The sequence below is a fragment of the Hamadaea sp. NPDC050747 genome (genome assembly GCF_040654195.1).
Lineage (GTDB): Bacteria > Actinomycetota > Actinomycetes > Mycobacteriales > Micromonosporaceae > Hamadaea.
Genome location: NZ_JBFAHM010000010.1, coordinates 311,361 through 335,894 on the forward strand (window position 1 = coordinate 311,361; position 24,534 = coordinate 335,894).

General features: G+C 68.6%; 25 protein-coding genes and 1 tRNA gene. 15 read left to right on the forward strand and 11 right to left on the reverse strand.

Annotated elements, in window-relative coordinates:
* Positions 1-257 precede the first annotated feature (257 nt).
* Positions 258-443: a hypothetical protein gene (locus AB0H43_RS25225; protein WP_360002957.1), complete on the forward strand. Its 186-nt coding sequence runs from the start codon at positions 258-260 to the stop codon at positions 441-443.
* 96 nt (positions 444-539) lie between these two features.
* A complete protein-coding gene (gene lepB, locus AB0H43_RS25230) occupies positions 540-1,124 on the forward strand; it encodes a signal peptidase I (RefSeq protein WP_360002959.1) in 585 nt (194 codons plus the stop codon).
* Here lepB and AB0H43_RS25235 read toward each other — a convergent pair.
* Complete coding sequence (locus AB0H43_RS25235) at positions 1,041-1,835, reverse strand: hypothetical protein (protein ID WP_360002961.1); 795 nt, start codon at positions 1,833-1,835, stop codon at positions 1,041-1,043. The two genes, lepB and AB0H43_RS25235, sit on opposite strands and share 84 nt — an antisense overlap.
* Before the next feature lie 108 nt (positions 1,836-1,943).
* Here AB0H43_RS25235 and AB0H43_RS25240 point away from each other — a divergent pair, with 108 nt between their 5' ends.
* From AB0H43_RS25240 to AB0H43_RS25260, 5 genes are all read left to right on the forward strand, one after another.
* The gene (locus AB0H43_RS25240; protein ID WP_360002963.1) at positions 1,944-2,318 is read left to right on the forward strand and encodes a DUF2089 domain-containing protein; all 375 of its coding nucleotides are present in this window, start codon (positions 1,944-1,946) and stop codon (positions 2,316-2,318) included.
* An 11-nt stretch (positions 2,319-2,329) separates the two neighbouring features.
* On the forward strand, positions 2,330-2,575 hold the full coding sequence (locus AB0H43_RS25245) for a hypothetical protein (RefSeq protein WP_360002965.1): 246 nt from the start codon (positions 2,330-2,332) through the stop codon (positions 2,573-2,575).
* A 20-nt stretch (positions 2,576-2,595) separates the two neighbouring features.
* Positions 2,596-3,021, forward strand: a complete 426-nt coding sequence (locus AB0H43_RS25250; protein WP_360002967.1) for a hypothetical protein — start codon at positions 2,596-2,598, stop codon at positions 3,019-3,021.
* Positions 3,022-3,207: 186 nt separating this feature from the next.
* A complete protein-coding gene (locus AB0H43_RS25255; RefSeq protein ID WP_360002968.1) occupies positions 3,208-3,750 on the forward strand; it encodes a hypothetical protein in 543 nt (180 codons plus the stop codon).
* 33 nt (positions 3,751-3,783) lie between these two features.
* Positions 3,784-4,137, forward strand: a complete 354-nt coding sequence (locus AB0H43_RS25260; RefSeq protein WP_360002970.1) for a nucleoside triphosphate pyrophosphohydrolase family protein — start codon at positions 3,784-3,786, stop codon at positions 4,135-4,137.
* A gap of 79 nt (positions 4,138-4,216) precedes the next feature.
* Here the strand turns inward: AB0H43_RS25260 and AB0H43_RS25265 are convergent, their stop codons facing one another.
* On the reverse strand, positions 4,217-4,792 hold the full coding sequence (locus tag AB0H43_RS25265; protein WP_360002973.1) for an NAD(P)H-dependent oxidoreductase: 576 nt from the start codon (positions 4,790-4,792) through the stop codon (positions 4,217-4,219).
* Positions 4,704-5,375 carry a hypothetical protein gene (locus AB0H43_RS25270; protein WP_360002975.1) on the reverse strand — a complete coding sequence of 224 codons (672 nt, stop codon included), beginning with the start codon at positions 5,373-5,375 and terminating at the stop codon, positions 4,704-4,706. The genes AB0H43_RS25265 and AB0H43_RS25270 overlap by 89 nt, the downstream gene beginning before the upstream one ends.
* A gap of 58 nt (positions 5,376-5,433) precedes the next feature.
* Here AB0H43_RS25270 and AB0H43_RS25275 point away from each other — a divergent pair, with 58 nt between their 5' ends.
* The 3 genes from AB0H43_RS25275 (at position 5,434) to AB0H43_RS25285 (ending at position 8,589) form a co-directional block, all read left to right on the forward strand.
* Entirely contained in the window at positions 5,434-5,904 is a 471-nt protein-coding gene (locus tag AB0H43_RS25275) for a MarR family transcriptional regulator (protein WP_360002977.1), read from the forward strand.
* Between the two features lie 184 nt (positions 5,905-6,088).
* On the forward strand, positions 6,089-6,598 hold the full coding sequence (locus tag AB0H43_RS25280; protein ID WP_360002979.1) for a GAF domain-containing protein: 510 nt from the start codon (positions 6,089-6,091) through the stop codon (positions 6,596-6,598).
* Positions 6,599-6,609: 11 nt separating this feature from the next.
* The gene (locus AB0H43_RS25285) at positions 6,610-8,589 is read left to right on the forward strand and encodes a bifunctional diguanylate cyclase/phosphodiesterase (RefSeq protein ID WP_360002981.1); all 1,980 of its coding nucleotides are present in this window, start codon (positions 6,610-6,612) and stop codon (positions 8,587-8,589) included.
* 22 nt (positions 8,590-8,611) lie between these two features.
* Here the strand turns inward: AB0H43_RS25285 and AB0H43_RS25290 are convergent, their stop codons facing one another.
* Positions 8,612-9,439: a PIG-L family deacetylase gene (locus AB0H43_RS25290; protein WP_360002983.1), complete on the reverse strand. Its 828-nt coding sequence runs from the start codon at positions 9,437-9,439 to the stop codon at positions 8,612-8,614.
* Between the two features lie 101 nt (positions 9,440-9,540).
* Between AB0H43_RS25290 and AB0H43_RS25295 the strand changes: the two genes are divergently transcribed.
* A complete protein-coding gene (locus tag AB0H43_RS25295) occupies positions 9,541-10,866 on the forward strand; it encodes an MFS transporter (RefSeq protein ID WP_360002985.1) in 1,326 nt (441 codons plus the stop codon).
* Positions 10,867-11,471: 605 nt separating this feature from the next.
* On the opposite strand, the gene AB0H43_RS25300 is transcribed toward AB0H43_RS25295, so the two are convergent.
* Positions 11,472-11,600 (reverse strand): pentapeptide repeat-containing protein, encoded by a 129-nt coding sequence (locus tag AB0H43_RS25300; protein WP_360003154.1) that lies wholly within the window; start codon positions 11,598-11,600, stop codon positions 11,472-11,474.
* Between AB0H43_RS25300 and AB0H43_RS25305 the strand changes: the two genes are divergently transcribed.
* A complete protein-coding gene (locus AB0H43_RS25305; protein WP_360003155.1) occupies positions 11,599-12,087 on the forward strand; it encodes a C39 family peptidase in 489 nt (162 codons plus the stop codon). The two genes, AB0H43_RS25300 and AB0H43_RS25305, sit on opposite strands and share 2 nt — an antisense overlap.
* Positions 12,088-12,184: 97 nt before the next feature.
* Here the strand turns inward: AB0H43_RS25305 and AB0H43_RS25310 are convergent, their stop codons facing one another.
* Entirely contained in the window at positions 12,185-13,363 is a 1,179-nt protein-coding gene (locus AB0H43_RS25310) for a hypothetical protein (protein WP_360002987.1), read from the reverse strand.
* 305 nt (positions 13,364-13,668) lie between these two features.
* Between AB0H43_RS25310 and AB0H43_RS25315 the strand changes: the two genes are divergently transcribed.
* Positions 13,669-14,145, forward strand: a complete 477-nt coding sequence (locus tag AB0H43_RS25315) for a hypothetical protein (RefSeq protein WP_360002989.1) — start codon at positions 13,669-13,671, stop codon at positions 14,143-14,145.
* 18 nt (positions 14,146-14,163) lie between these two features.
* Here the strand turns inward: AB0H43_RS25315 and AB0H43_RS25320 are convergent, their stop codons facing one another.
* The 3 genes from AB0H43_RS25320 to AB0H43_RS25330 form a co-directional block, all read right to left on the reverse strand.
* Positions 14,164-15,129, reverse strand: coding sequence for a phosphotransferase (locus tag AB0H43_RS25320; protein ID WP_360002990.1), 966 nt, complete (start codon positions 15,127-15,129; stop codon positions 14,164-14,166).
* Between the two features lie 341 nt (positions 15,130-15,470).
* Positions 15,471-15,544 (reverse strand) — tRNA-Ile (locus AB0H43_RS25325).
* A 165-nt stretch (positions 15,545-15,709) separates the two neighbouring features.
* A complete protein-coding gene (locus AB0H43_RS25330; RefSeq protein WP_360002992.1) occupies positions 15,710-17,965 on the reverse strand; it encodes a glycoside hydrolase family 3 N-terminal domain-containing protein in 2,256 nt (751 codons plus the stop codon).
* Between the two features lie 189 nt (positions 17,966-18,154).
* On the opposite strand from AB0H43_RS25330, the gene AB0H43_RS25335 reads away from it, so the two are divergent.
* Positions 18,155-19,183: a LacI family DNA-binding transcriptional regulator gene (locus tag AB0H43_RS25335; RefSeq protein ID WP_360002994.1), complete on the forward strand. Its 1,029-nt coding sequence runs from the start codon at positions 18,155-18,157 to the stop codon at positions 19,181-19,183.
* Positions 19,184-19,257: 74 nt separating this feature from the next.
* On the opposite strand, the gene AB0H43_RS25340 is transcribed toward AB0H43_RS25335, so the two are convergent.
* Both AB0H43_RS25340 and AB0H43_RS25345 read right to left on the reverse strand, forming a co-directional pair.
* Positions 19,258-20,598, reverse strand: a complete 1,341-nt coding sequence (locus AB0H43_RS25340; RefSeq protein WP_360002995.1) for a PHB depolymerase family esterase — start codon at positions 20,596-20,598, stop codon at positions 19,258-19,260.
* 108 nt (positions 20,599-20,706) lie between these two features.
* Positions 20,707-22,392, reverse strand: a complete 1,686-nt coding sequence (locus AB0H43_RS25345; RefSeq protein WP_360002997.1) for an endo-1,4-beta-xylanase — start codon at positions 22,390-22,392, stop codon at positions 20,707-20,709.
* 339 nt (positions 22,393-22,731) lie between these two features.
* Here AB0H43_RS25345 and AB0H43_RS25350 point away from each other — a divergent pair, with 339 nt between their 5' ends.
* The gene (locus tag AB0H43_RS25350; protein WP_360002999.1) at positions 22,732-24,513 is read left to right on the forward strand and encodes an NlpC/P60 family protein; all 1,782 of its coding nucleotides are present in this window, start codon (positions 22,732-22,734) and stop codon (positions 24,511-24,513) included.
* Positions 24,514-24,534: the final 21 nt, after the last annotated feature.

Below are 24,534 nucleotides of genomic sequence, written 5' to 3' on the forward strand. Positions count from 1 at the left end.
GTGGGGGTTGGTGGGGGGGGGGTGTGTGCGGGTTTTTCGGACACACGCGGGCCAAACCACCCCCCCGAGAACCCTGATCCAGCGGCTCAGTGGCAGCGTCAGGCGAGCGGTGTCACCGCGGGCAGCGGGTGCGCGGGAGGTGGATGCGGTAGGTCCCGCGCGCCTTCGGGTCGCAATCCGTCGAGCAGCACCGCTATCGCCGCCACAACTGCCGTGACAGCTGCGCCAGCGGTTCGGCGGCGTGCCCCGGTGCGCACATGAGCAGCACGACGTCGGGACCGGTGACGTCGTCGCGTACGGCGCCTTGCTGCAACGCCGTGCTGCCAGCCGAATCCCTCGCCGCACCGGCGTCGGCGTTGCGTCCGGACGGCCTACTGATCACCATCACCGCACCGGTCCCCGGCCCGGAGACGCTCGGCCGCGCCGACGTGCGTACGCATTAGACCGGCAAGCTGGTGGTCACCATGGAGTGACCGGCGGGAGGCCGCCGAGCGGGGTAGGGTGCTCCAGTCTCGTACCTCCACCATGGAGACGGTCCAGTGAGCTACGCGCCAGTTACCACGCCGGTCGTTCCGCCGCGGCGTGGCCTGTCGACCGGCGCCGTCATCGGCATCGTGGCCGGCGGCCTGACGCTCGTCCTCGCGGCGGCGATCGTGATCGGCGTGGTCGTGTCCGGCCACGACACGATCCGGCTCAAGGCGACCGGTGTCAGCATGGAGCCGACGATCCGCACCGGTCAGACCGTGACGGCAGAGAAGGTCGCCGCCGGGAAGTACCGGCCGAAGCGTGGTGACATCGTGGTCTTCAACGCACCCGCCTCCTGGCGAGCCACCGACGCGAATCCGGCCATCGTGAAGCGGGTGATCGGGCTGCCCGGCGATCGGGTGTCCTGCTGCGACAGCACCGGACAATGGCTCGTCGACGGGCAACCGCTGAGCGAGCCCTACGTCACGACGCCGGGCACTGATCCGCCCTTCGACATCCTGGTCCCCGACGATCGGCTGTGGGTCATGGGCGACAACCGGGTGGCCTCCAACGACTCACGCCGGATGTTCCTCGTCGGCAACGACGTCGGCATGGCGACCATTCCAGTATCGGCGGTCACGGCTCTCGTCCAGCCGTGACCGGAGCCGGTCGGCCAGCGTCCCGCCGAACGCGACCGTGTCCTCGTGGGACGCGTACGCGATCCAGTCCAGCGACTCGTCGACCCAGATCCCTTCGGCGCCGCCGGAATAGCAGGGCACCATGAGGCTCAGCTCAATCGCGTAATCGGGGCCGCCCTCGCGTAGCTCGACGACCCGATGGGCGCCGAGGTCGTGCAAGACCTGGCGGATCAGCGCAGCCGTCGGCTCCTCCCACATCGTGCTCTCCGGGACGATCAGCACCTCGCGTGGCACATCGTTGGGGAGCATCGGATACCAGACGAGATTGACGACACCCCACCGCAGCTGCGCCCGCTCGCGCCACTCGGCCGACTCGTCCTTCGTGAGTACGCGCCGATATCCGATCGGCTCGACCTCAAGCTCAGCCTGCGCCGCCCATTCGCGTACGCGTCCCGCGAACAGCCCGCGTTCGTCCGCCATCGCACGCGCCTCGGTCTCGTCGGCCGGCCGAGTGAACAGCGAATCCGCTTCCGCAGCCGCGCGCCGGAGCAGACTGGCCAGCTCCGGCGCGGGCGGCAGATCGTCGGCGTCGAGGCGCTCGACCTCGACGAGGATCGCGTTCACGACGTTGTATCGCGGGAAGGGTTTGGGAACGCTGTCACGGTTCCACAGCTCGGCGTGCCGGTCCATCAGGTAGCGCCGAGCCGTGTCGTGCAACGCCTGCGGGTCCATTCAGCGATCCTCCCGTACGCCCGCCACTTCGGTACCGATCGTGTCATGTTCAAGAAAATTAAGATCAACTTCTTGTAGGCTGAATATCTTCAAGGTACAACTTGAGTTATGACAGCACGGACGATGGACTGGCAAGAACTCACCAACCTGACGCGAGGGCAGCCCTTCGTGGTCGAGCGGGTGCGCCTGGCCAGTGGCGTGGCGATCGAGGGCGCGTTCGAGCCCCCGCAACTCGGCCAGCTCAGCCTGGAGGACCAGGTGTTCGTCACGGCTTTCGTCCGGTGCCACGGTTCCATCAAGGAGATGGAGCGGATCTTCGGGGTGAGCTACCCGACCATCAAGTCCCGGCTCAACCGGATCACCCAGACACTCGCCTTCGTCGAAACCGATCCGGCGCCGTCGCGAGCCGACGTCATCGACCGGCTCCGGCGCGGCGAGATCGACGCCCAGCAGGCATTGCGCGAGTTGGAGGGCCAATCATGATGCCGCAACTGGTGACCGTGAAGACCGTGCGTCTGAACCGTCGCCCCATCCGAATCTGGATTCCGGTGCTCCCCGTCCTGCTCGTCCTCTCGCCGGCGATCGTGCTGGCGGTGGGCGTGGCAGCGGTCGCGTGCCTGGTGTACCGCATCAACCTGCTGCGGGCGCTCGGCAGCGGCTGGCGGATCGTCTCCGCCCTTCCCGGCACCCGGCTCGGCATCGAGCACGGGCGCACGGAAGTCCTCGTAACCATCAGGTAAGCCCACGAAAGGAAGGCACAGTGAACGAACAGCGCAAGGACATCCTGCAGATGCTTGCCGAAGGCAAGCTCACGGCGGAGGAGGCTGACCAGCTCCTCGCCGCTCTCGACCGCGAGGCAGCCGCCCCCACCACTCCCAGCTCGGACGCACGCCCGAAGGGAAAGCCGAAGTACCTGCGAGTCGTGGTGGATGCGACCGACGACGGCACGCCCAGCCGGGTCAACATCCGGGTGCCACTGCAACTGCTCCGGGCCGGCGTACGCCTGGCGGCGCTGATCCCCCCGCAGGCGCTCGGCGAGGCCAACAAGGAACTCTCCCGCTCGGGTATCCCGTTCGACCTGAGCCAGCTCAAGCCGGACCAGCTCGAAACGCTCATCGAGCACCTGGACGAGCTGACCGTCGACGTCGACCAGCCGGACGCGAAGGTCCGCATCTTCTGCGAGTAGCAGCCGTCCGGAATCCTCGGACGGACCCCCGGGAAGGTGCTGGAACACCTCCCCGAGGTTCGCGCCCGCAAGTGCGGAGCACGATGGAACTACCGAGCTGAATTCTAACCGAATCGACTGCTCTGACCAGGGGCCGCCGGATACCGGTGGCCCCTGGCCCATCCCTTGGCCCCACGAGGAGACTCCGTGTTCGGGATCGCCGGTTATCACCCCGTCGCGACGGACACCGTGGCTGAAACGCTCAGCGCGCATGGACCGAAGCTCCGGGCGCTCGTCGGCCGGCGCCTCGAATCAGTGCTGGGCCTGTGCTTCACCGTCGACGGCCAATGGTGCAGCACCCAGCCGCTCATCCTGCGGTTCGCCGGTACGCGACTCGAGATCGTCTTCGACGGCTTCGACCAGCTTTATCTGAGCTGGAACACGATCGACACGGACGTTTCCATCGACACCCGCGATCAAGATGATCCCGAGATGGAATTGGCCTGGGGCGATCCGAGCCGGCCGGAGCTGGACGCCGTCCTCGGCTCGGAGGTCCGGCAGGTGTCCGTCCTGGAGAACGACTTCCACCTCGATCTGGTGGACGGGCGGCGCACCCGCTCATGGATGCTGGCCGGTCTCGAACTGGTCTTCGGCAACGGGCGGACGCTTCAGCTCTACAACGTGTTCAGCGAGACGACCCTCGAGCTGGATACGCCCGATTCGGATCGCCGACGACGGACGGCCGCCTGACTCGCCGGGCGGGCATGGGCCAAACTGGCGGTCGTGACAGACCACACGCCAGACGCGTTCGACTTCCACGCCTACCAACAGGCCGCCGCGCGTACGGGAGCGCCGATCGCGACCGATCACCCCATCGTCTATCCCACTTTGGGGCTGGTCAACGAGGCCGGCGAGGTCGCCGGGAAGGTGAAGAAGATCTTCCGGGATCGGGGCGGCGTGGTCACCGATGGGGACCGCGAGGCGCTGACCTTGGAGCTGGGCGACGTCTTGTGGTACCTCTCCGAGCTGTGCACCCGGCTGGACATCCGGCTGGAGGACGTCGCGGCCCGCAACATCACCAAGCTCGCCGACCGGGCCGCGCGGGGCGTCCTGCACGGCGAGGGCGACCAGCGCTGAGACTGGCGCGCGACCCGGCCGCGCCGCACGGTCCGGCATCCCGGTACGCAGGCGCCTGCGTACCGTCCCCTCGGTCGGGTCATCGAGCAGGGGATGACCGGAGGACCGTCAGCGTCGGAGCGATCCGCAGCAGCTCGTCGAGCGTACTGTTCGCGGCGTTCTCCATCGCCGGTGTGGGCGTGAGCCGCCCGGCGGCATCCAGAGCCTGCCGAAGGTGGATCACGACCGAGTCCGCGACCGGAACCATGCGTAGCGCGGTGACGACCGGCTTGAGCTGGTGGACCGCCCGCAGGCCGCCGGAGGTCATGCCGTAGCTGACGAACGCGACCGGCTTGTCGTTCCACTCGCGGTAGAGGTGGTCCAAGGCGTTCTTCAGCGGAGCCGGATATCCGTGGTTGTACTCGGGAGTGACGATCACGAACGCGTCGGCGGCGGAGGCAAGGTCGCTCCACCGGCGCGTCTGCTCGTTGTCGTAGGGCAGGCCGTCGATGGCGGGGTGGGCCTCGTCCAGGAACGGCAGATCCAGCTGGGCGAGGTCGACCAGGTGGACGTCGAAGCCGCCGTGGTCACGCGCGACCTTGGTGAACCAGTCGGTGACCTGAGCGCCGACTCGGTTCGGCCGGGTGCTGGCGGTGATGACGGTCAGGCGAGGCATTACTGGCTCCTTTGCTGAGGGTGAAGTACGGCAATAGCCGGTGAACAAGCGGACCGATCGTCAACGCGTAGAGGACGGTGCCGGGTCCGACGGTGCCGCCGAGCAGCCAACCGGTGGCGAGGACCGCGAGTTCGATGCCGGTACGCACGCGTCCGATGGAGAAGCCGCGCGCGGCCAGCCCGGTCATCAGCCCGTCACGCGGGCCGGGACCGAATCCGGCTCCTACATAGAGGCCGGTCGCGAGGGCGTTCGCGAGGATCGCCGCGATGAGGACCACCCACCGCACGGCCATCTGGCGGACGTCCGGGATGACCGCCAGGGCCGCTTCGGTGGCCAGGCCGACGAGTGCGACGTTGGCGACCGTGCCGTAGCCGGGCCGCTGACGTAGCGGGATCCAGGCCAGCAGCACCAGGACGCCGACGGCGTTGATCACCCACCCAAGCGGGATCCCGGTGCGGCGAGCCAGGCCCTGGTGCAGCACGTCCCATGAGTCCAGGCCGAGGTCGGCTCGGACGAGCAGCGCGATGCTGAGTCCATACAGAGCGAGTCCGGCGTGGAGCTGAAGCAGTCTCCTTGGTGACATGTCACCAAGATAGGGCGGACGTTGGTGACATGTCAACTAGATTTGCTAGACTCGTGGCATGACCGAAGCCCGCTGGCTCGACGACCGGCAGATGCGCGCATGGCTCGGCTACCGCCGGATGCGCCTCCTTCTGGATCTCCAACTCGCTCGCGAGCTGCAGGCCGCCAGCGGCCTGTCGGAGCCGGACTACGACGTGCTGTCGAACCTCTCCGCCCGCGACGACCTGGGCATGCGCCTGAGTGATCTGGCCGAGCACATGCGCTGGTCGAAAAGCCGGCTGTCGCACCACGTCACCCGCATGCAACAGCGCGGTCTGGTCGAGCGGCACGAATGCGCCGACGACGGGCGCGGTTCGCTGCTGAAGCTCACCGAGCAGGGCTGGCAGGCGATCCGAGAGGCCGCTCCGGGACATGTCGAATCCGTCCGCAAGCACTTCATCGACCTGCTCACCGACGACGAACTGGACGCCCTCGACGCACTCAGTCATCGCGTGGTCGATCACTTACAGGAGATGGAGCTCAACCACTGATCTCCGACTGAGCCACCCCGACTACGCCGAGGTGAAAGCTTGGCGGAGGCCGGCACCGAGCTGCGAAGATCATTCGTTTTTGTCTGATATGCTGATTTTGGCCGGGACGAGCGGGACCGGCGATCGGTGCTGTCTCTCTCCCGAGAGGCGATCGGTGGGTCATAGCCGCGGAAGGGGCCCGAAGATGCAGTCGATCGGATGGGCGATCCAGATGCTTCGGGACGCCGAGAGCGTCGAGGAAGTTCAGCTCATTCTCAAGAGCAGCGCGCGGGCCGGCGTGAACGCCCAAGGCGTCACGATCGTCCGGCTCGACGCCGGCGGATTCTGCCATTACGCCGACGAGGACGCGATGAGCCCGCTGTGGAAAGGCCAGCGCTTCCCGGTCAACCGGTGCATCAGCGGCTGGGCCATGATGCACGGCCAGACCGTGGTCGTCCCGGATATCCGGGTCGACGACCGCATCCCGCAGGAGGCGTACCGGCCGACCTTCGTGCGCAGCCTCGTGATGGTGCCGATCCGCCCGCAGTCTCCGATCGGAGCAATCGGGGCGTACTGGGCCGATCTGCACGGCGCGACCGCTGATGAGGTCGCCACGCTGGAAACGCTCGCAGCCGCCGCGGCCGCGGCGTTGGTCCGGTTGGAACGCCCGCTTGAAGAGTCGCCCGCTTCAGCGGACGCGATGCTGGCCGGCTAGTCGTCGCGCCGATGTCGGTGCTGGACGTGTTACGCGATGCTGCGGAGGAGTTCCTGACAACCGCCGACCGCCAAGACGTCGCCGCAGTCGTGCGACGCGCTGTCGCCCGGTTGACTCCTAGGCGTGGCGGTTCTCCGGTCTTCGTGGACCTGTTCCCGCCGACCAGCACCCCTCCTCCGGCAGCCGTACGCAGAGGCGCGCTGGTCGTGGACCGCGAACTCGCCGATCACCCGGACCTGGCGGACGCTCTCGAGGTGCTCTCCGCCCAGGCGATGCTCGCCCTTGATCGGGCGCGGCTCAACACGGAGATCACCAGGCACCGCGATGATCACTTGAACGCCCTGGTCGAGCAGGCCAGTGACGTGATCCTCATCATCGACGAGGACGACCGGATCCGGTACGCCAGTCCGTCCGCACGCATCCTGCTGGGCACTTCCGCCCTGTCCGGCGCCTCCTTGGTCGACCTGGTCGATTCCTCGGAGCGACGCCAAGCCGGATACCTTCTGTCGTACGCCCGATCGACCGACGCAGGCGCCGTCGACGGCGGCAGCCGGGCCGACTGGACCCTGCATGCCGCCGACGGCCGTACCGTCCGAGTCGAGGTGTCGTGCCGGGACCTGCGTACGGACGAGTCGATCCAAGGCGTGGTGGTGACCCTTCGCGATGTCACCAACCAGCGCCGCCTCGAACACGAACTGACCCGGCGGCTGTTCCGGGACACGCTCACCGGACTGCCGAACCGGTTGTTCTTCGACGAACGGGTCAGTGAGGCCCTCGCCGCGGACGCGGGCGTCACCGGCGTACTGCTCGTCGATCTGGACAACTTCCGCGCCATCAACGAGGCGCTCGGCCGTGAGACCGGAGATGCCGTCTTGCAGACGGTGGCGGCGCGATTGCGCGACACCGCCGAGGGCTTCCTCACCGCCCGGGTGGGCGGGAACGAATTCGCCGTACTGGCCGCAAACGTGGCCGGCCTCGAGATCGTCGACGAGGTGGCCGTCCGGCTCACGGACGCCCTGGCCGGCCCGATCTTCGGCGACGGAGACATGTTGTCCTGCACCGCGAGCATCGGCGTGGCCACGACGATGAACGCCGGCACGGCGGAAGAACTGCTGCGCCACGCCGACCTCGCGCTCGACGCGGCGAAGGCGGCCGGCCGGGGCACCTGGCGCCGGTACGACCCGTCGACGTCGACGGCGGTCAGCTACCGGCTGGAGCTGCGCTCGGCGCTACGCCAAGCGCTTCAGGACGAGGCGCTGATCGTGGAGTACCAGCCGATCGTCGCGCTCGACACGGGCCGCATGGCCGGACTCGAGGCGCTCGTCCGCTGGCGGCACCCGACGCGGGGCGTCCTGTCCCCCGGCGAGTTCATCGGGATCGCCGAGGAGTCCGGCCTGATCACCCCGATCGGCGACTGGGTCCTCGCCACGGCGATCCACGACGCCCTGGAGTGGCAGGCGACCGGCCCGGGCGCGTACCCGTATGTGAGCGTCAACGTGTCGGTCCAGCAATTCCGGTCCAGTGGCTTCGTGGACACGGTGCACCGCCTTCTCAGCGAGGCGCGCCTGCCACCGGCCCGGCTCGTCCTCGAGATCACCGAAAGTCTGCTGCTCCGCGACGACGACAAGGTCTGGAACGACCTGAAGCGATTGCGGCAGCTCGGCATCCGGATGGCGATCGACGACTTCGGCACCGGCTACTCCGCGTTGGGCTACCTTCGCCAGGTCCCCCTCGACATCGTGAAGCTCGACCGCATCTTCATCAGCACGATGGCCTCCTCGACTCGCCAACGCGAACTGGTGCGAGGCATCGTGCAGCTCACCCGGACGCTGGGCCTGACCGTGGTGGCGGAAGGCATCGAGACGGAACACCAGCGCGCCATCTCGCACTCCATCGGGTGCGGCTACGGCCAGGGATACCTCTTCGCCCGGCCGATGTCGCACCGGGACGCCATCGCCTGGACGGCGCCGGCCACCGGAAGCACGGACTGACCCGGTCAGTCGGCCGTGCCGATCACCGGAGGCCGGCGAACAGATCGTCCTCCGGAGTCGAGGCGCCGGTGGTGTCGTGTACGCGCACGAACGTCTCCGTGCCCATCAGCTCGGTGAACTTCTCCTTGCCCATGCGGAGGAAGAAGATGTTCTCCCCCTGGCTGGCGTGCGCGGCGAGCGCGTCGTATTTCTGCGGTCCGTAGGCCGTGGTGTCGACCCAGGCGGTGATCTGCTCGTCCGGGGTGCCCATCTCGGACCAGTCGATCTCCTGCTCGTCCTCGCGGGAAGGCTGCTCCTCCCACTCGATACCGAGTTCGGCCATCCGCGCCTGGAATCCCGTCATCCACGAGCGCGGGATCGCCGACCAGTAGACCTTCGCGACCGGCGCCTGCTCGACGGCGGCCATTGTGATCCGGTGGGTCTGGATGTGGTCCGGGTGTCCGTAGCCGCCGCGCTCGTCGTAAGTGACGATCACGTCCGGCTCGTAGCGGCGGATCAGCTCGGCCAAGCGAGCCGCGGCGACCTCGACCGGGACGGTCCAGAACGAGCCGGGCGCCTCGTTGGTCGACCAGCCCATCATCCCGGAGTCGGGATAGTCCAGGCGCTCCAAGTGGTCCACGCCGAGGACCTTGGCCGCGGCATCCAGTTCGGCGCGCCGCACCGCGGCCACCGCATCCGGGTCGTGCCCCGGGTCACCGGGCTTGACTCCGCCCGGCCCGTCGCCGCAGCGGCCGTCGGTGCAGGTGACGACCACCGTGCGGATGCCTTCCGCGGCATAGCGGGCGAGCACGCCGCCGGTCGAACTGGCCTCGTCGTCTGGATGGGCGTGAACCGCCATGAACGTCAGCACGAAACTCACCCTACGTCGCACGTCTGACATGACGGGCTCGGTCGTGGTCCGCTGGCCGATAATCGCGTGAAGACTGCGACCGTTCCTGGTCAGATGGAGCCGTGTCCCGACTCCAAGCATCCCTCCGTCGGCTGATCCCCCCGACACCACTGTCACGGCGGCTGGCGACACAGTCTCTGCTGTTCGCGACCGCGGAAGGCACGTTCCTCACCGGGTCGGCGGTCTTCTTCACCCAGGTCGTCGGCCTCAAGGCGGCGCAGGTCGGTCTCGGGCTCACCGCGGCCGGCGTCGTGTCGTTCCTGCTGGCATACCCCGCCGGCAAGCTCACCGATCTGATCGGGCCGAAGCGGATGTGGGCGGCCGGCGCGCTCCTGGCCGCCCTGATGTTCGGGGCCTGGCCGTTCATCGGCAGCTTCGCCGGCTACCTCGCCATGGTGGTCTGCTTCGAGATCATCGAGAACGCCGCCGGCGCGGGCCGGAACGCGTACATCCTCGACGTCATGCCCGAAGAGGAACGGGTGGCGACGCAGGCCTACATGTATTCCGCGCTGAACGTCGGCTTCACCCTGGGCGCGATCATCGGCGGCGTCGCGCTGGCCGTCGACGATCTGACCCTGATTCGCTGGATGCCGCTCTTCACGCTGGCCATCGGGCTTCTCAACGCGGTGTTCATCGCACGGCTGCCCCGAGCGCCGCACGACATCGCCCGCTCGTCCACCGGTCGGAAGAAGACCGCAGCGGTGAAGCAGACCCGCCGCGGGCCGCTGCGCAACGTCGGCTGGATGCTCGCCAGCTTCTTCAGCGGCACCATGTGGACCAATCAGGTTCTCCTGAACGTCGTCATTCCACTGTGGCTGGTTCAGGCGACGGACGCACCGCACTGGCTGCTGGCCTGGTTGTTCGGCACCAACACGGTGCTGTGCATCTTCCTGCCCGCGTACACGTCGAGGGGCGTCAAGACGGTGTCGGACGCCCTTCGGTCGGTACGCATCTCCGGCGCGTTCTTCGTCGCCTCCTGTCTGATCACCATGGCGACGCACAGCACGGCCGGCCTGCTGACGATCTTCCTGGTCTGGCTGGGCCACGTGGCGGTGACCGGGGCGGAGCTGTACTTCTCCGGGGCAGGCTGGGCGTTCCAGGCCAAGCTCATGGATCCGGACCGGCGCGGCGAGTACGGCGGGGTGGCCGAGGTGTTCGGCACGCTGGGCGGCCGCTGGGCGCCGGCGCTGTACACGTTCCTCGCCATGTCATGGCATCCGTCGGCCCTGCCCAGCGCCGGTTGGCTGGTGATCGCGGGCATCTCCCTGCTCGCCGTGGCGGGTTTCCACCCGTCTGTCCGGATGGCCGAGCGATTCCTCGCCCGCGAAGGCATCGTCGACGGGCCGGCGACCGACAAGGTCGAGGTCTCCCCGGTGGTGGCGTCCTGAGCCGGCGTCCTGAGCGCTGGACGGAACTGTCTTCGCAGCTCGGGTTGCGATGGCTACGGATAGTGAGCTACGCTTACTCAGCGCAGTCAGACAGGCGTCCAGTTCAGTGTGCGCTCTGATTGTGACACCGATCACGGTGGCCCGGGGCACACCGCCGCGATGATCATGCTCCTGGCGACGGTGAGGTTTCGGCCCGATTGTCCCTGGGCTCTATGCCCGTTATGGCAGCACTGCGCGTCTTGCGAGTTTCACGAGGTGTTTGCCCGACTCGGCTGACCGCCCCCATCCGCCCCACCTCTTCCTAAATTGGCCTTCCTCACATTGAGACAGGGCTATGTTTACTGGTGGGCATGGGCGCATGGCTTCCCTACGGTTGTCGGCATGCGACACGACAGCGACGTCAAAGCCGTGACCACCGTCCGTGCCAAGGCCTTCAACCTCGTCCGTGCCCACCTGTTGTCCCCCCGCCGCGCTGCGGCCTACGGCCTCCTCGCCGTAGTCGGTGCCGGTGCCCTCGCACTGGGCGCCGACCCCGCCACCACCAACGCCGCCACTCCCACCACCGCGGCGACCACCTCCACCACCGCCACCCAGGCGGCCGCTCCTCAGAAGGCAGCCCCCGAGAAGGCAGCCCCCCAGAAGTCCGCTCCCCAGAAGTCCGCTCCCCAGAAGTCCGCCGCCGCCAAGAAGGCGGCGACCACCGCCAAGCGCAGCACCGCCAAGGAACTGCGCATCAAGTACCAGTCCCAGCCCAACTACTACTGGTGCGGCCCCGCCGCCGCGCGTAACGCCCTCAGCGCGACCGGCCACAACATCACCATGGCCAGCCTCGCGAAGAAGATGGGCACCACCGAGGCCGGCACCAACAGCGCGTACGACATCACCGCCGCCCTCAACAAGGTGATCGGCGCCAGCAAGTACCGGACCACGGAACTGCCCAAGTCGACGATCACCGCCAAGCAGGCCGACACCCTCAAGCGGGACATCGTCGCCACGATCAACGACAACCGCGCAGTCGTCGGCAACGTCGCCGGCACCGCCACTGACGCCAACGGCGCGGCCCACAGCTACGAGGGTGGCCACTACATCGCCATCCACGGCTACCGCAACGACGGTCGTCAGGTCGAGGTCGCCGACTCCGCCGACCCCAACAGCGCTCACTACTGGATCGACACCGTCAAGCTCGCCAACTGGATGGCCACCCGCGGCTACAGCCACTGACGCTTGACGGTCCAGGACCCGTCAGGGACCTACGGACGGCATCAGGGCCGGTCTTCGACTCCGAAGACCGGCCCTGATGCGCTTTCGCGGCTCGAAGTCAGGCGGGAAAGGTGATCCGGCCGGTGTCCGGCCCAGGACGGGTACGCCCACGAACCGGCCCGATCGTGAGAGCCGTGTGGTCGTCGGCCAAGGCCAAGCCCGGCAGGGACACGCGTACGCCGATCGAGCGCGCCGAGGCCGGAACGGCGTAGGTCGCCACGAACGTCCCCACGGTCAGGCATGCCGCGCCGTTGGCGTAGTGCCAGTCGGTGGTCGTGCCGCTGATCATCTTGCCGTTCACGGACACCTCGATGCTTCGCGTGGCAGGTCCGCTCGGGACGGCAGTGGTGCACGAAGCGCCGGTGCCGGCGAACCCGGCGTTGACGGTGCCCTCGATCACGAGCCAGCCCTGACCCCGGGGCGCCCACCCACGAGTCCACGTATACGGCAGCAGCGTCGCCTGGCCCACCCTCAAGGACAGGTTGATGAGATACCCGTCCGTCGGGCCGCCGTGGACCTCGCCGAGCATGGACGGCCCGATCTGCTGCCCCAGCTTCACCTGGCGTAGCGGGTAGTAGAGCCCGACGGCGTCGGCGGCCCGCTTGCCGGTCCGCAGATCCAGCGACTGCGTGTGACCGCTGTTCGGCTTCTGCTGCGACGCGGGCCCGAGGAACTCCAGGCTGACCGGCGCGCCTGTGCGTACGCCGACGACGAGAACCGTGCGCCCGCTGGCGATCTGAACCGGCGTGGTCCGTTCTCCCACGTGGAGCGTGCCGACGATCGTCTCCGCGCCGACCACCTTGGTGGCGTAGTCGGGTATCTGGGTGGCTTCCCGGTTCTCCAAGACTGCGACGACGATCTCGACCGCGTGATCGGCATTGACCGGCGTGGGCAGTCCTGGCTCGGCGGAGGCGGATGCCTTCAGCCGCAACGCGGAGACCTGTTCAGTGGTGAGGTGGTCGAGCGTCGCCACCTCGGTCTCGGCCGCCTCGAAGAACGGCCCCCGGACGACCGCCTCGGTCGTGGGCGGTGTCTGCGCGGTGATGCCCACGTCCTTCAGCGACTTGATCAGCGTCGCCGGCAAAGCCTGCACGAAGTCCGCGCCGATCACGTCGGATCCCGACGAGGATGCCGGGTTCCCGGATCCACCGGCGTCCAGGTCGCAGGCGGACACGACAAGGGCGGCAAGCGTGATGACCGCCGCGATTCGAAGCCGCCCCGTCCAGCCGAATCTCACGCCGGGGACGATACCACCGGACGACATTCCCCATTGGACTTTCGATCGGCCCTCCGGCACCGGCGGTCAGGGTCGACGTCCGGCCCGATCAAAGGCGTCTCGGTCGCCTGGGTGGCGGTCCAGGAGGCCACGGGCAGTGAACCGACACCTGGCTGGAACCCGTCGGCGAGGTCTATGAGACCGCGAATGGGTCGGTCGATCCGCTAGGGTGACCGCGTAACCTTGCCGCCGCAAGCCGACCCACGCGCTGGAGGGCTCCCGATGTCGATGTTGGACCACGACGACCGGATCGGCGGGTGCCGACGATGAGCCGCGACGGCAGCCGGGATTTCGATTGGGAGATCGGCACGTGGGCGACCCACGTGAAAGTCCTGCGGGGAGCGTTCACCCCTGATGCGACGTGGATCGAGTTCACCGGGACGTCCGTCGTCCACGCGTTCTGCGGCGGCGCTTCGAACCTCGTCGAGCTGGACGTCGCGGGAGCCGCGGGCCGGATCCAGGGCGTCTCGCTCCGGCTCTACAACCCCGAGGCGCGCCAGTGGAGCCTGAACTTCGCCAACATGGGCGACGGCTTGCTCACCCCACCGACCTACGGTGAGTTCGCGGGTGAGCGAGGCGAGTTCTTCGGCGTCGACACGCTGGGCGGACGTGCGATCCTGGTCCGTTTCGTCATCCTGCGGCTCAGCGACGACTCGGCGCGGTTCGAACAGTCCTACTCCGCCGACAGCGGCAACACCTGGGAACTCACCTGGGTGGCGACGGACACCCGCGTGACGAGCTGACCGGGGCCCGAACCGCGGTCACGCCGCGTAGTCCGGGTCGGCGATTGCGACGGCGATACGAGTCAACCAATGCAAGTCGTTGGCTCGGGACTCCTCGCTGGCGTCGGGGTTGAGAATTCCGGCCAGGAAGGAGGCGACGTCGTCGAGGTGGCGTTCGCCCCGGTAATAGCTGAGCAGCGTCTCGTCAGGCTCCAGCGTCCCGTAGCCACGGCGGAAGAGTTCGGCCCGGCGCTCATTGATCGGGTGGTCACCGAAGTCCTGGCTGTAGACGAACATCAAGTCCCGCTCGCGCGGCGCGAGGATCGGCGCGTCCCAGTCCACCACATGCAGCGGCCCGTCGCCCTCGGCGAGGATATTGCCAGGATGAATGTCCGCATGGCAGATCACGTGCTGCGCGGCGGAGACACGGGCGGCCAGGTCGTCGACTGTGTCCGACAGCCGGTGCAGGGCAGAGCCGTACCGCTCCCAGAAGGCGCCCAGAGCCTCACTCTTCCCGGCCCGCGCACCGAGTGCCCGAACCCGTTCGGCAGCAGTCGATTGGAACTTCTCCACGCGTAGAACCGCAGCGATGTCCGCGCTCGGCGTCACCGCGTGCAGCTGCCCCAGGAACTCGCCGTACTCCACCCACTGGCGGTCGGTGAGGCCAGGGCCCCACCGGCTGCCGCCATCGTGGAACGGGTAGAGCAGCAGCTGGTAGTCGCCCCACTGATGATCGGCGGTCCCCGCCAGTCCGTCGATCGGGGCCACGACCTGCCCGATGCCGCGTACCCGGAGAAAGCCCGGCAGCCGCACGGCCGCCGGAGAGAACTGCCCGCGGCGGAGCTTGAGGAAATAGCGTCCGCCTGCGGCCGTCTCGACTCGGTAGGCCCATGCCTCGCCGTCGAGCCCGACCGGCATGAACACGAGATCCACGAGGTCCAACGCCCAGACGTCGGCCACCTCTGCGGCCAGCAGCTTCTCGTCAACACCCGGCTTGTCGATCACGAGCGCGAGCGTCGCAGACCGCCGTCGGTCTGGCAATCACATTGCGGGCGTGGACGCCGCTGCGAGTAGCAGAATTCGGCCGGTGTGAGAGCGGCTCTCGATGATTTCGTGGGCGATCGCGGCCTGGCTGAGCGGGAGGCTGGTGTGCACGCTGGTGCGCATTCTTACGGCAATCGTACTCCTCAAAGGTACGTTACCCGTAAGAATGCGCCTCCCGAGGCTCAGTGACCGCGCCACAGCAAGCGGCGCCCATACAACATGACGCGCGCCGCCGCCGATCGCGTCGAGCGTGCCCCTGCCTGAGCGGACAGCGGAGTTTCGCACTCTGACACGAGTGGAAGTGGGGCCGGCGGGGCTCGAACCCGCGACCGAGGGATTATGAGTCCCCTGCTCTGACCGGCTGAGCTACGGCCCCAAAGCACGGCGGTCGGCCGGCGGGCCGGTTGACCTTCGCGTGGTCCCTAGAGTAGCCGCCGGGGCCAGCCTATTTCACCCACCGTCCCGCGCTTTTCGGCGGATCGGGGTTATCCATGCGATCCAGACCCAAGATCACATGGATAACCCCGGTCTTGGGAAGGGGTCAGTGCACCCCCAGGGTCACGTCGGCGACCATGACCCGATCGTGGCCGACCACTCGTTCGGGGCCGGTGAGGTGGAGGGGGATCGTCGCCCGGATGTCCGCGCTGGAGGCGGCGAGGCGCAGTTCGAGGTCTCCGGGTTCGACGACCCGGCGGCCGTCCAGGCCGGTGAACGAGGCCAGGTCGGGGTGGAAGCGGAAACCGACCTGGGCCGACTGGCCCGCCTCGAGGGGGACGCGGGCGTACCCGACGAGGCGTTGCACCGGCCGGGTCACCTGCGCCACCGGGTCATGGAGGTAGAGCTGCACGATCTCCGCGCCGGGCCGGTCGCCGTGGTTGGTCACGGTCAGGGTCACCGTGATCGGCTCGTCGGTGGCCAGCTCGGTGGGTTGGGCCGGGGTCACGTCGGTCCAGCCGAAGGAGGTGTACGCCAAACCGTGGCCGAACGCGTACAGCGGGGTGGGGTCGACGCTGCTGACGCCGGTGCGGTGGGCCAACCGAGGCCCGAGGTACGCGGCCGGCTGTCCACCGGGACTGCGGGGGATGCCGATCGGGAGGCGGCCGGAGGGGTTGACCCGTCCGGCGAGCACTCCCGCGACGGCCGGGCCGCCTTCTTCGCCGGGGAGGAAGGCTTGGACGACGGCGGCGCAGCGGTCGGCGTACACACCCAGCGCGTAAGGGCGTCCGGTCAGGAGGACGAGCACGACCGGGGTTCCGATGTCGAGCACTTCCCGGAGGAACCGGTCCTGGTCGTCGGGGAAGCTGAGGTCGTCGACGTCGCAGCCTTCGCCGGTGCTGCCCCGGCCGAAGAGCCCGGACGTTTCGCCGACGACGGCCACGCAGACGTCGGCCTCGGCCACGTCGTCAGTGAAGGTCGCTGCGGGTAGTTCGGCGAGCAGCGCGGTCCGCAGTGTCGGGACATCCACGCCCGGGTCGGCCTGATGGCCGTGGTGAGCGGCGAACGAATAGCAGCCGAGCATCGCGGCGGGGTTGTCGGCGTACGGGCCGACGAGGGCGATCTTGGCCGCTCGCAATGGGAGGGTGCCGTCGTTGGCGAGCAGGACGACTGACTCCTCGGCGATTCGACGGGCCAGCTCGCGGCTCGCCGGGGGGTCGAAATCGGCTGCGGTGGGCGGATCGGAGCGGTCGAGCAGGCCCAGTTCGATCTTCTGCCGCAGCACGCGACTCGCGGCCCGGTCGACGAGTGTCTCGGGGATCGTGCCGGAGCGGACGGCGTCCAGCAGCGGCTCGCCGTAGCAGCGGGTGGCGGGCAGCTCGACGTCGAGGCCGGCGGCCAACGCCAGCGCGGCCGCCTGCGCTGGATCGGCCGCGACGCCGTGCAACGTCTGGAGGAACGACACTCCGAAATAGTCGGCGACGACCGTGCCGGTGAACCCCAACTCGTCGCGGAGGACTTCGGTGAGCAGGTGGACGTCGGCGGCGGCCGGCACGCCGTCGGTTTCGGCGTACGAGTGCATGACGGATCCGGCGCCCGCACGCAGCGCAAGCTCGAATGGGGGCAGGAACACGTCGGCGAGTTCGCGGCGGCCGACCCCGACGGGCGCGAAGTTCCGCCCGGCGCGGGAGGCCGAATAGCCCAGGAAGTGCTTGAGGGTGGCGACGATGCCGGCCTGCTGGAGGCCGCGGACGTAGGCCGAGCCGACCGTGGCGACGAGATGAGGGTCCTCCCCGATGGTCTCCTCTATCCGCCCCCACCGGAGGTCGCGGGCGACGTCGAGGACCGGCGCGAGTCCTTGATGGACACCAGCTGACCGCATCGTCGAGCCGATGTGCGAGGCCATCTGCTCGATCAGCGCCGGATCGAAGGTGGCGCCCCAGGCGAGCGGAGTCGGGAAGACGGTGGCCCGCCAGGTCATGAACCCGACGAGGCATTCCTCGTGGACGAGGGCCGGGATGCCGAAGCGGCTCGCTTCGACGATCTCCGCCTGACGGCGGAGCAGCCAGCGCGCACCGTCGACGGGCTCGACCGGCGCCGTGCCGTAGGGCCGGGTGAGCTGGCCGAGGCCGTGCTGGACCAGCTTGGCCCAGTCGAGGTCGGGCTCGGCGAACTCGTACTGGTGCGGCGCGACCTCGGCGCCCGGGTCCGGCGACGAGGCCACCCAGGCCGAGCCCAGTTGGGCGACCTTCTCCTCGAGGGTCATCCGGGCGAGCAGATCGGCGACCCGGTCGGCGGCCGGTCGGGCGACGTCCCGCCAGATTTCCTCAGCGGCGTCGCCGGTGGCCTTCTCGGTGAGCATGCGACTCCTGCCTGTCTTCCGGAACATTTCGGCCCGGGTTTTCGTCGCGACAACGCTTGTGACCGAGCCACGGGCGGACATAGCGTACGTCATGGCACCGAAAATTTACGATAGTCGTCCGAAACTTTGGCTCACCGGGGCGGCCGTGGCCTTCCGCAACATTCCGGTCGTACGCTGAACCGACGAATGATGAGGAGACAGGTAGTGGCGGCGGACGAGCAGAGGATCACCATCACCGCGATCGCACGGGAGGCCGGCGTCTCGGTGCCGACGGTGTCACGGGTGGTGAACGGGCGTGCGGATGTGGCTCCCGAGACGCGCCAGCGCGTCGAAGACCTGCTGCGGCGGCACGGATATCGGCGTCGCACGGGGCGTACGCGTGATCGGGCGGACCTGATCGACCTCGTGTTCAACGACTTGGACAGCCCGTGGGCGGTGGAGATCATCCGCGGCGTCGAGGACGTCGCCCACACCAGTGGGGCGGGCACCGTCGTGTCCGCGATCCACCGGCGTACCTCGTCGACCCGGCAATGGCTGCAGAATCTGCGCGCCCGGGCCAGCGACGGCGTCATCCTGGTGACCTCCGTCCTCGACCCGCCTGTGCAGGCCGAACTGCGCCGCCTGGACGTGCACCTGGTCGTCATCGACCCGGCCGGGGTGCCGTCGTTCGACGTGCCCACCATCGGCGCGACGAACTGGGCGGGCGGTCTGGCCGCCACCGAGCACCTGATCTCGTTGGGCCATCGGCGGATCGGCTTCGTCGCCGGACCCCGGCGTCTGCTGTGCAGCCGCGCCCGGCTGGACGGCTACCGGGCCGGGCTGGAGGCCGCCGGGATCGAGGTCGACGACGCGCTCATCCAGCCGGGCGACTTCTACCACGAGTCCGGCTTCACCGGCGGCACAGCGCTGCTGGAGCTGCCGGATCCGCCGACGGCGGTGTTCGCCGCGAGCGACCAGATGGCGTTCGGCGTCTACGAAGCCGTACGCCGCAAGGGTTTGCGCGTGCCCGACGACATCAGCGTCGTCGGCTTCGACGATCTGCCCGAGGCTCGGTGGGCGTCACCGCCGCTGACCACCGTCCGGCAGCCGCTGGCCGAGATGGGGATGCTGGCCGCCCGGACCGTGCTCCGGCTCGCCCGGGGCGAGGACGTCGAAAGCCCGCGCGTGGAGCTGGCGACCGAGCTCGTCGTCCGGGACAGCACCACCCAGGCCACATAGGCGCCGCTGCCAAAACGACTGCGAGGGGCGAGGTCCCGGGTGGACGCTTCCCGGGACCTCGCTGTCCGCGGCGCCTAACCGACCGTGCAGGTCACGCCGTTGAGCGCGAACGACGCCGGTTTGGCGGTGTTTCCGGTGTGGGTGGCCTGGAAGCCGATGCTCGTCGAGCCACCGGGTGGGATCGTGCCGTTGTAGCTGACGTTGCGGGCCGTCAGCGCACCACTGGTCGGCGAGTAGGACGCGTTCCAGCCGTTGGTGACGACCTGCCCGGACGGCAGCGTGAAGGTCAGCGTCCAGCCGCTGATCGTCGAGGTGCTGGTGTTGGTGATGGCGATGTCGGAGGTCAGGCCGGTGTTCCAGGCGTTGACCGTGTCCACGACCTTGCAGCCGCCCGGAGGCGGCGGCGAGGACGTCGGCGACGTCGAGGGCGATGTCGAGGGTGAGGCCGACGGGGACACCGACGGCGACGTCGACGGGCTCGAAGTCGGCTGGACGTTCAGCCCGAAGAAGGCGATCGCCATCGCGGCCTGCCCGCTGAGCGGGAGGCTGTGCCCGACGCCCTGAATGCTGATCGCCTCGACCGGGGCGGTCACACCGTTGGCGCCGTAGCGTGTCCGGGTCCAGCCGGACTGCGGGGTATCGGTCAGGACCGGGGTCTGGCTGACGCCGAGGACGTTGGTCCACTGCTTGATCTGCTCCCCGAAGTTCGGGTAGCGCAGCGTGGTGTCGTCGGTGCCGTGCCAGATCTGCATCCGCGGGCGCGCTCCCGAATAGCCCGGGTACGCCGCGCGTACGAGGTCGCCCCACTGCTGCGGCGTCTTCGTGATGGTGCCGTTGGCGCAGGCGCTGTTCCAGCTGGACCCGTCGGTGGTGGCGAAGCACCCGAACGGTACGCCCATGAACGCCGCACCCGCCTTGAAGACGTCCGGATAGTCGCCGAGCATGACGTTGGTCATCATGCCGCCGGAGGAGGCGCCGGTGACGTAGACGCGACCGGCGTCGGCGTTGCGGGTCTGCAGCACGTAGTTGACCATCGACATCAGCCCGACCGGGTCGCTGCCGCCGTTGTGCGACAACGCCTGCGGCGACGAGACGTCCCAGCAGCTGCCGCTGCGGGTCGCCGACGGGTAGATGACGATGAAGCCGTACTGGTCGGCCAGCGACGCGAACTGCGTACCGGAGTAGAACGCCGGGCCGGAGCCGGTGCAGTAGTGCAGGGCGAGCAGCACGGCGGGCCGCGTACGCACGGTGTCGGGGACGTACAGGTACATCCGCAGGTTGGTGGGGTTGGTGCCGAAGCCGGTGACTTCGGTCAGCGTCGCCGCCTGGGCGGGCGGGGCGCTGATCAGTGCCGCCGTCACCGCGACCAGAGCGGCCGTGACGAGGGCGAGCAGGGCTTTCCCGCGAGTCTGCATGATCACCTCATTCCGTGGAGAGCCGATGTCACGCCGTCGTGACGTCGGCGGGACAGCGTTCGGCGGGCGGCCGGCGGCGTCCGGAGACACCGCCGACCGCCTGACCGATCAGGGCGCTGCGCAGGCGTACCCGCTGGGCAACGCCGTGTCGCTCGTGGGCCGCGCGACCTGGAAGCCGAACGAGGTGCTCGCACCGGCCCCCAGCGTGCCGTTGTAGTTCGCGTTCTTGGCGGTCACGGTCTGGCCGCTGACCGTGAGCACCGCGTTCCACGAGCCGGTGATCGTGTGGCCCGCGGGGAGCGTGAAGGTCACGGTCCAGGAGGTGATCTGGGCCGAGCCGGTGTTGGTCACCGTGACCGGCTGGATGACGTAGCCGCCCTGCCACTGCGTCTGCGTGGTCCCCACGGCCGAGCAGCCGCCGGGGCCACCGCCGCCGGACAACGTCGTGACGCTGACCGTGCTGGACACGGCCGAGACGTTGCCGGCCGCGTCCCTCGCCCGGACCTGGTAGCGGTAGGTCGAGGAGGCGGCGAGTCCACTGTCGGCATAGGACGTCGACGTCGAGGTGCCTACGACGGCGAAGGTGCCGCCGCTGGCGCCCGGAGCCCGGAGGATGTCGTAACCGGTGACGGCGGTGTTGTCCGTGGAAGCCGTCCACGACAGGGTCGTGCCGCTCGAGGTGGTGCCGGACGCGGTGAGGTTAGTCGGCGCGCTCGGCGCGGTGGTGTCACCCCCGCCGGTCCCGGCGCCCAACGCGGTCGCGATGGCCGTGTAGTCCGCCTTGGCGTTGTAGTTGGCGTCGTAGATGAGCGCCTGGCCCTCGCTCGGGAAGGTGTCCGGCACCCACGAGTACTTGTCGGTGAAGCCCCAGATCGTCACGCCGGGGCAGGCCGTGGAGGCCAGACAGGCGTTGATGATGTTGGTGTAGTACTGGTTCTGCGTGTTGATCTCGGTGGTGTCGGCCGGCAGGACGATGCGGACGTCCAGCTCGGTGAAGCGCACCTGTACGCCGAGCGCGGCGAACCGGGCCACGTTCTCGGTCAGCTGGCCGGGGAAACCGTACTGAGTGGCGAGGTGCGACTGGAACCCCACGCAGTCGATCGGCACGCCCTGCGATTTCAGCGACGACACCAGGTTGTACATCGCGGTCGACTTGGCGTTGATCCCCTCGACGTTGTAGTCGTTGATGCACAGCTTGGCGTCGGGATCGGCGGCCCGCGCGGCCCGGAAGGCGTCGGCGATGAAGCCCGACCCCAGCGTGTTGTACCAGAAGCTGGTCCGGAAGCCGCCGTTCTCGTCGAACACCTCGTTGACGACGTCCCAGGACTGGACGGCCGGGTTGTTCGCGTAGTGGCCGACCACGGTCGCGATGTGGTCCAGCATGGCCGCCTTCATCGCGGTGGCGGACAGGCTCTGGACCCAGCCCGGCGTCTGCTGGTGCCAGACCAGGGTGTGCCCGTGGACGATCTGGTTGTTCGCCTGGGCGAAGGCGACGATCTGATCGGCTCCCGAGAAGGTGTACTGGTTGTCGTTCGGCTCGGTCGAGTCCCACTTCATCGCGTTCTCCGCGGTGACCTGGTTGAACTCTTGAGCCGCGATCGTCCGGTACGCCGTCTCGTTGGCCAGTGGACTGGTCGCGAGAGCGGTCCCGATGAACTTGCCCTTGGCCGCCGCGAGGGTACGCAACGGGTCGGCCGCCGCGGCGGGCTGAGCCGACAGCAGGCTCACGGTGAAACCGGCCAGCGCGGCGAGCGCCAGTGACGCTGCACCGAGCCGGCGGGTACGGAGTGGCATTGTTCCTCCCTGCGTTGATGGGGCGTTCGCGCTGGTCAGCGGGGTGCGGACAGGCGCGCATCAATGGAAGCGACCCCAGTATTGAGGGTGCCGAGCAGCACGTCAATGACCTTCCGGAAATTATCGGAATCGTTATCGCACTCCGACGGCGTGGCCTCGCCGGCACGGTCACTGCCGCCTGGTGGGCGCTGGATCAGGGTTCTTGGTCGAATCTTGGGCGATGATTCGACCGAGAACCCTGATCCAGCGGGAGGGCAGGCACCGGCGGGGTTGGTCGGAATTGATTGATCGGCAGGTCAGCGCCTTCCCGAGCAGTGGACGACGGTCTACAAACGAGCCGTGGCAAATCTGCTCAAGAAACCCTGGTTCCTCATCGGTTCCGCCACCGTTCTCGTGGTGGCCGTCGGCGCGGCGGTCGCGCTGAGATCGGGCGCCGATCCGGCGACCTTCACCCCCACCGCGGCCGAGCCGAGTGCCGTGGCCGACGAAGCCGCCGCCGACATGACCTTCGTGGCCGAGGGCAAGGCGGCCGCCGCGACGCATCCGGCGGTCTCGTTCACCGCCAAGGAGACGCTCAACGGACGCGACGGCGCCTCGATGGACGCCAACGTCGTCAAGAAGGACATGTACCGGGCCGGCGCGACGATCAAGGTCGTCTGCCAGGACCGCGGCGACATGGCGTACGGGTCGGCGATCTGGGATCGCACCTCCGACGGGGTCTACGTGCCGGACGCGTACGTGAAGACGGGCACCGACGGCTTCGCCCCCGGCGTCGCCCGCTGCTCCGACCTCGCGCAGAGCGGAAAGGCGTACCCGGCGACCGCGGATCTCAACGGCCGCGCGGGTCCGTCGCTCACCGCCCGGGTGGTCGAGGAGAACATGTATCGCAAGGGCGAGAAGGTGGTCGTCGTCTGCCAGATCGCCGGCTCGGTCGCGTACGGGTCGGCCATCTGGGACAAGACGGACGACGGCGTCTACGTTCCGGACGCGTACGTGAAGACGGGGGTCGAGAAGAACTTCGCGCCCGGCATCGCCCGCTGCACCGACACCACGCCCGCGCGGTTCGGCTTCAAGGCCACTGTGGACCTCGCCGGGCGCGACGCCAAGTCCGTCTCGGCCAAGGAGGTCAAGACGTACGCCGCGGGCAGCACCGTCTACATCACCTGCCAGACGATCGGGGCCAACGCGTACGGCTCGAACATCTGGGACAAGACGGTCGACAACCTCTGGGTCGCCGACCATTACCTGAAGACCGGGTTCGACACGTTCACGCCGGGCGTACCGAAGTGCGCAGGCACTCCGGTGGCGTCGCCCAGCCCCACCGCGGCGGCGACCGGCGGCACTGGCTTCCCGGCCAAGGTCGACCTCGCCGGGCGCAAGGCGAAGTCCACGTCGTCCACCGAGGTGAAGACGTACGCGGCCGGCAGCAAGGTGCGCGTCGTCTGCCAGGCCTACGGGGCGTACGCGTACGGGTCGTACATCTGGGACAAGACGAGCGACGGACTGTGGGTCGCCGACTACTACCTGAAGACGGGCACCGACGGGTTCCTGTCGGACATGCCTCGCTGTGACGACGACAAGCCGACCGGCGGCCCGTCGACGGGCACTGGGACGGGCTCCCACTACGGCGACTGCCGGGACGGGCATGGCCGGATCAGCGGTCCCAAGGGGTCGACGGCTGGCACGGCGGCGCAGAAGATCGCCCGGGTCATCGCGGCGGCCAAGGCCATGACCGGCAAGGGCCTGTCCTACTCGTGGGGCGGCGGTGGCAAGGGCGGGCCGTCGTGCGGCATCAGCTCACCCAGCCCGGGTGGGCACATCGACTACAACCGCTACGGCTTCGACTGCTCCGGTTACACCCTGTACGCGTACTGGGTGGGGGCGGGCGTCGACATCGGCCCGAACACCGGCAGCCAGTGGGGCTCGGGCCGAGTCCTGCCGTACAGCCAGCGCAAACCGGGCGACCTGATCTTCTGGTTCTCCGGCGGGGTGAGCGTTCACGTGGCGATCTACCTCGGCGGCAACCAGATGCTGGAGGCCGCCCCGCCGCGCGGTTCGTCGAGCGTGCACCAGACCTCGGTGTACGGCTCGCACGCCTCGGTCGTCCGCGTCCTCGGCTGACGCCGGAACGTCGGCGACCAC

Coding starts and splice junctions, on each gene's coding strand:
- AB0H43_RS25300 (WP_360003154.1), bottom strand. CDS start 11,600: ATGCGCAGTTCCTTGGCGGTGCTGCGCTTGGCGGTGGTCGCCGCCTTC.
- AB0H43_RS25335 (WP_360002994.1), top strand. CDS start 18,155: ATGAGGAGACAGGTAGTGGCGGCGGACGAGCAGAGGATCACCATCACC.
- AB0H43_RS25285 (WP_360002981.1), top strand. CDS start 6,610: ATGTCGGTGCTGGACGTGTTACGCGATGCTGCGGAGGAGTTCCTGACA.
- AB0H43_RS25280 (WP_360002979.1), top strand. CDS start 6,089: ATGCAGTCGATCGGATGGGCGATCCAGATGCTTCGGGACGCCGAGAGC.
- AB0H43_RS25340 (WP_360002995.1), bottom strand. CDS start 20,598: ATGCAGACTCGCGGGAAAGCCCTGCTCGCCCTCGTCACGGCCGCTCTG.
- AB0H43_RS25275 (WP_360002977.1), top strand. CDS start 5,434: ATGACCGAAGCCCGCTGGCTCGACGACCGGCAGATGCGCGCATGGCTC.
- AB0H43_RS25345 (WP_360002997.1), bottom strand. CDS start 22,392: ATGCCACTCCGTACCCGCCGGCTCGGTGCAGCGTCACTGGCGCTCGCC.
- AB0H43_RS25225 (WP_360002957.1), top strand. CDS start 258: ATGAGCAGCACGACGTCGGGACCGGTGACGTCGTCGCGTACGGCGCCT.
- AB0H43_RS25315 (WP_360002989.1), top strand. CDS start 13,669: ATGAGCCGCGACGGCAGCCGGGATTTCGATTGGGAGATCGGCACGTGG.
- AB0H43_RS25330 (WP_360002992.1), bottom strand. CDS start 17,965: ATGCTCACCGAGAAGGCCACCGGCGACGCCGCTGAGGAAATCTGGCGG.
- AB0H43_RS25265 (WP_360002973.1), bottom strand. CDS start 4,792: ATGCCTCGCCTGACCGTCATCACCGCCAGCACCCGGCCGAACCGAGTC.
- AB0H43_RS25270 (WP_360002975.1), bottom strand. CDS start 5,375: ATGTCACCAAGGAGACTGCTTCAGCTCCACGCCGGACTCGCTCTGTAT.
- AB0H43_RS25240 (WP_360002963.1), top strand. CDS start 1,944: ATGACAGCACGGACGATGGACTGGCAAGAACTCACCAACCTGACGCGA.
- AB0H43_RS25235 (WP_360002961.1), bottom strand. CDS start 1,835: ATGGACCCGCAGGCGTTGCACGACACGGCTCGGCGCTACCTGATGGAC.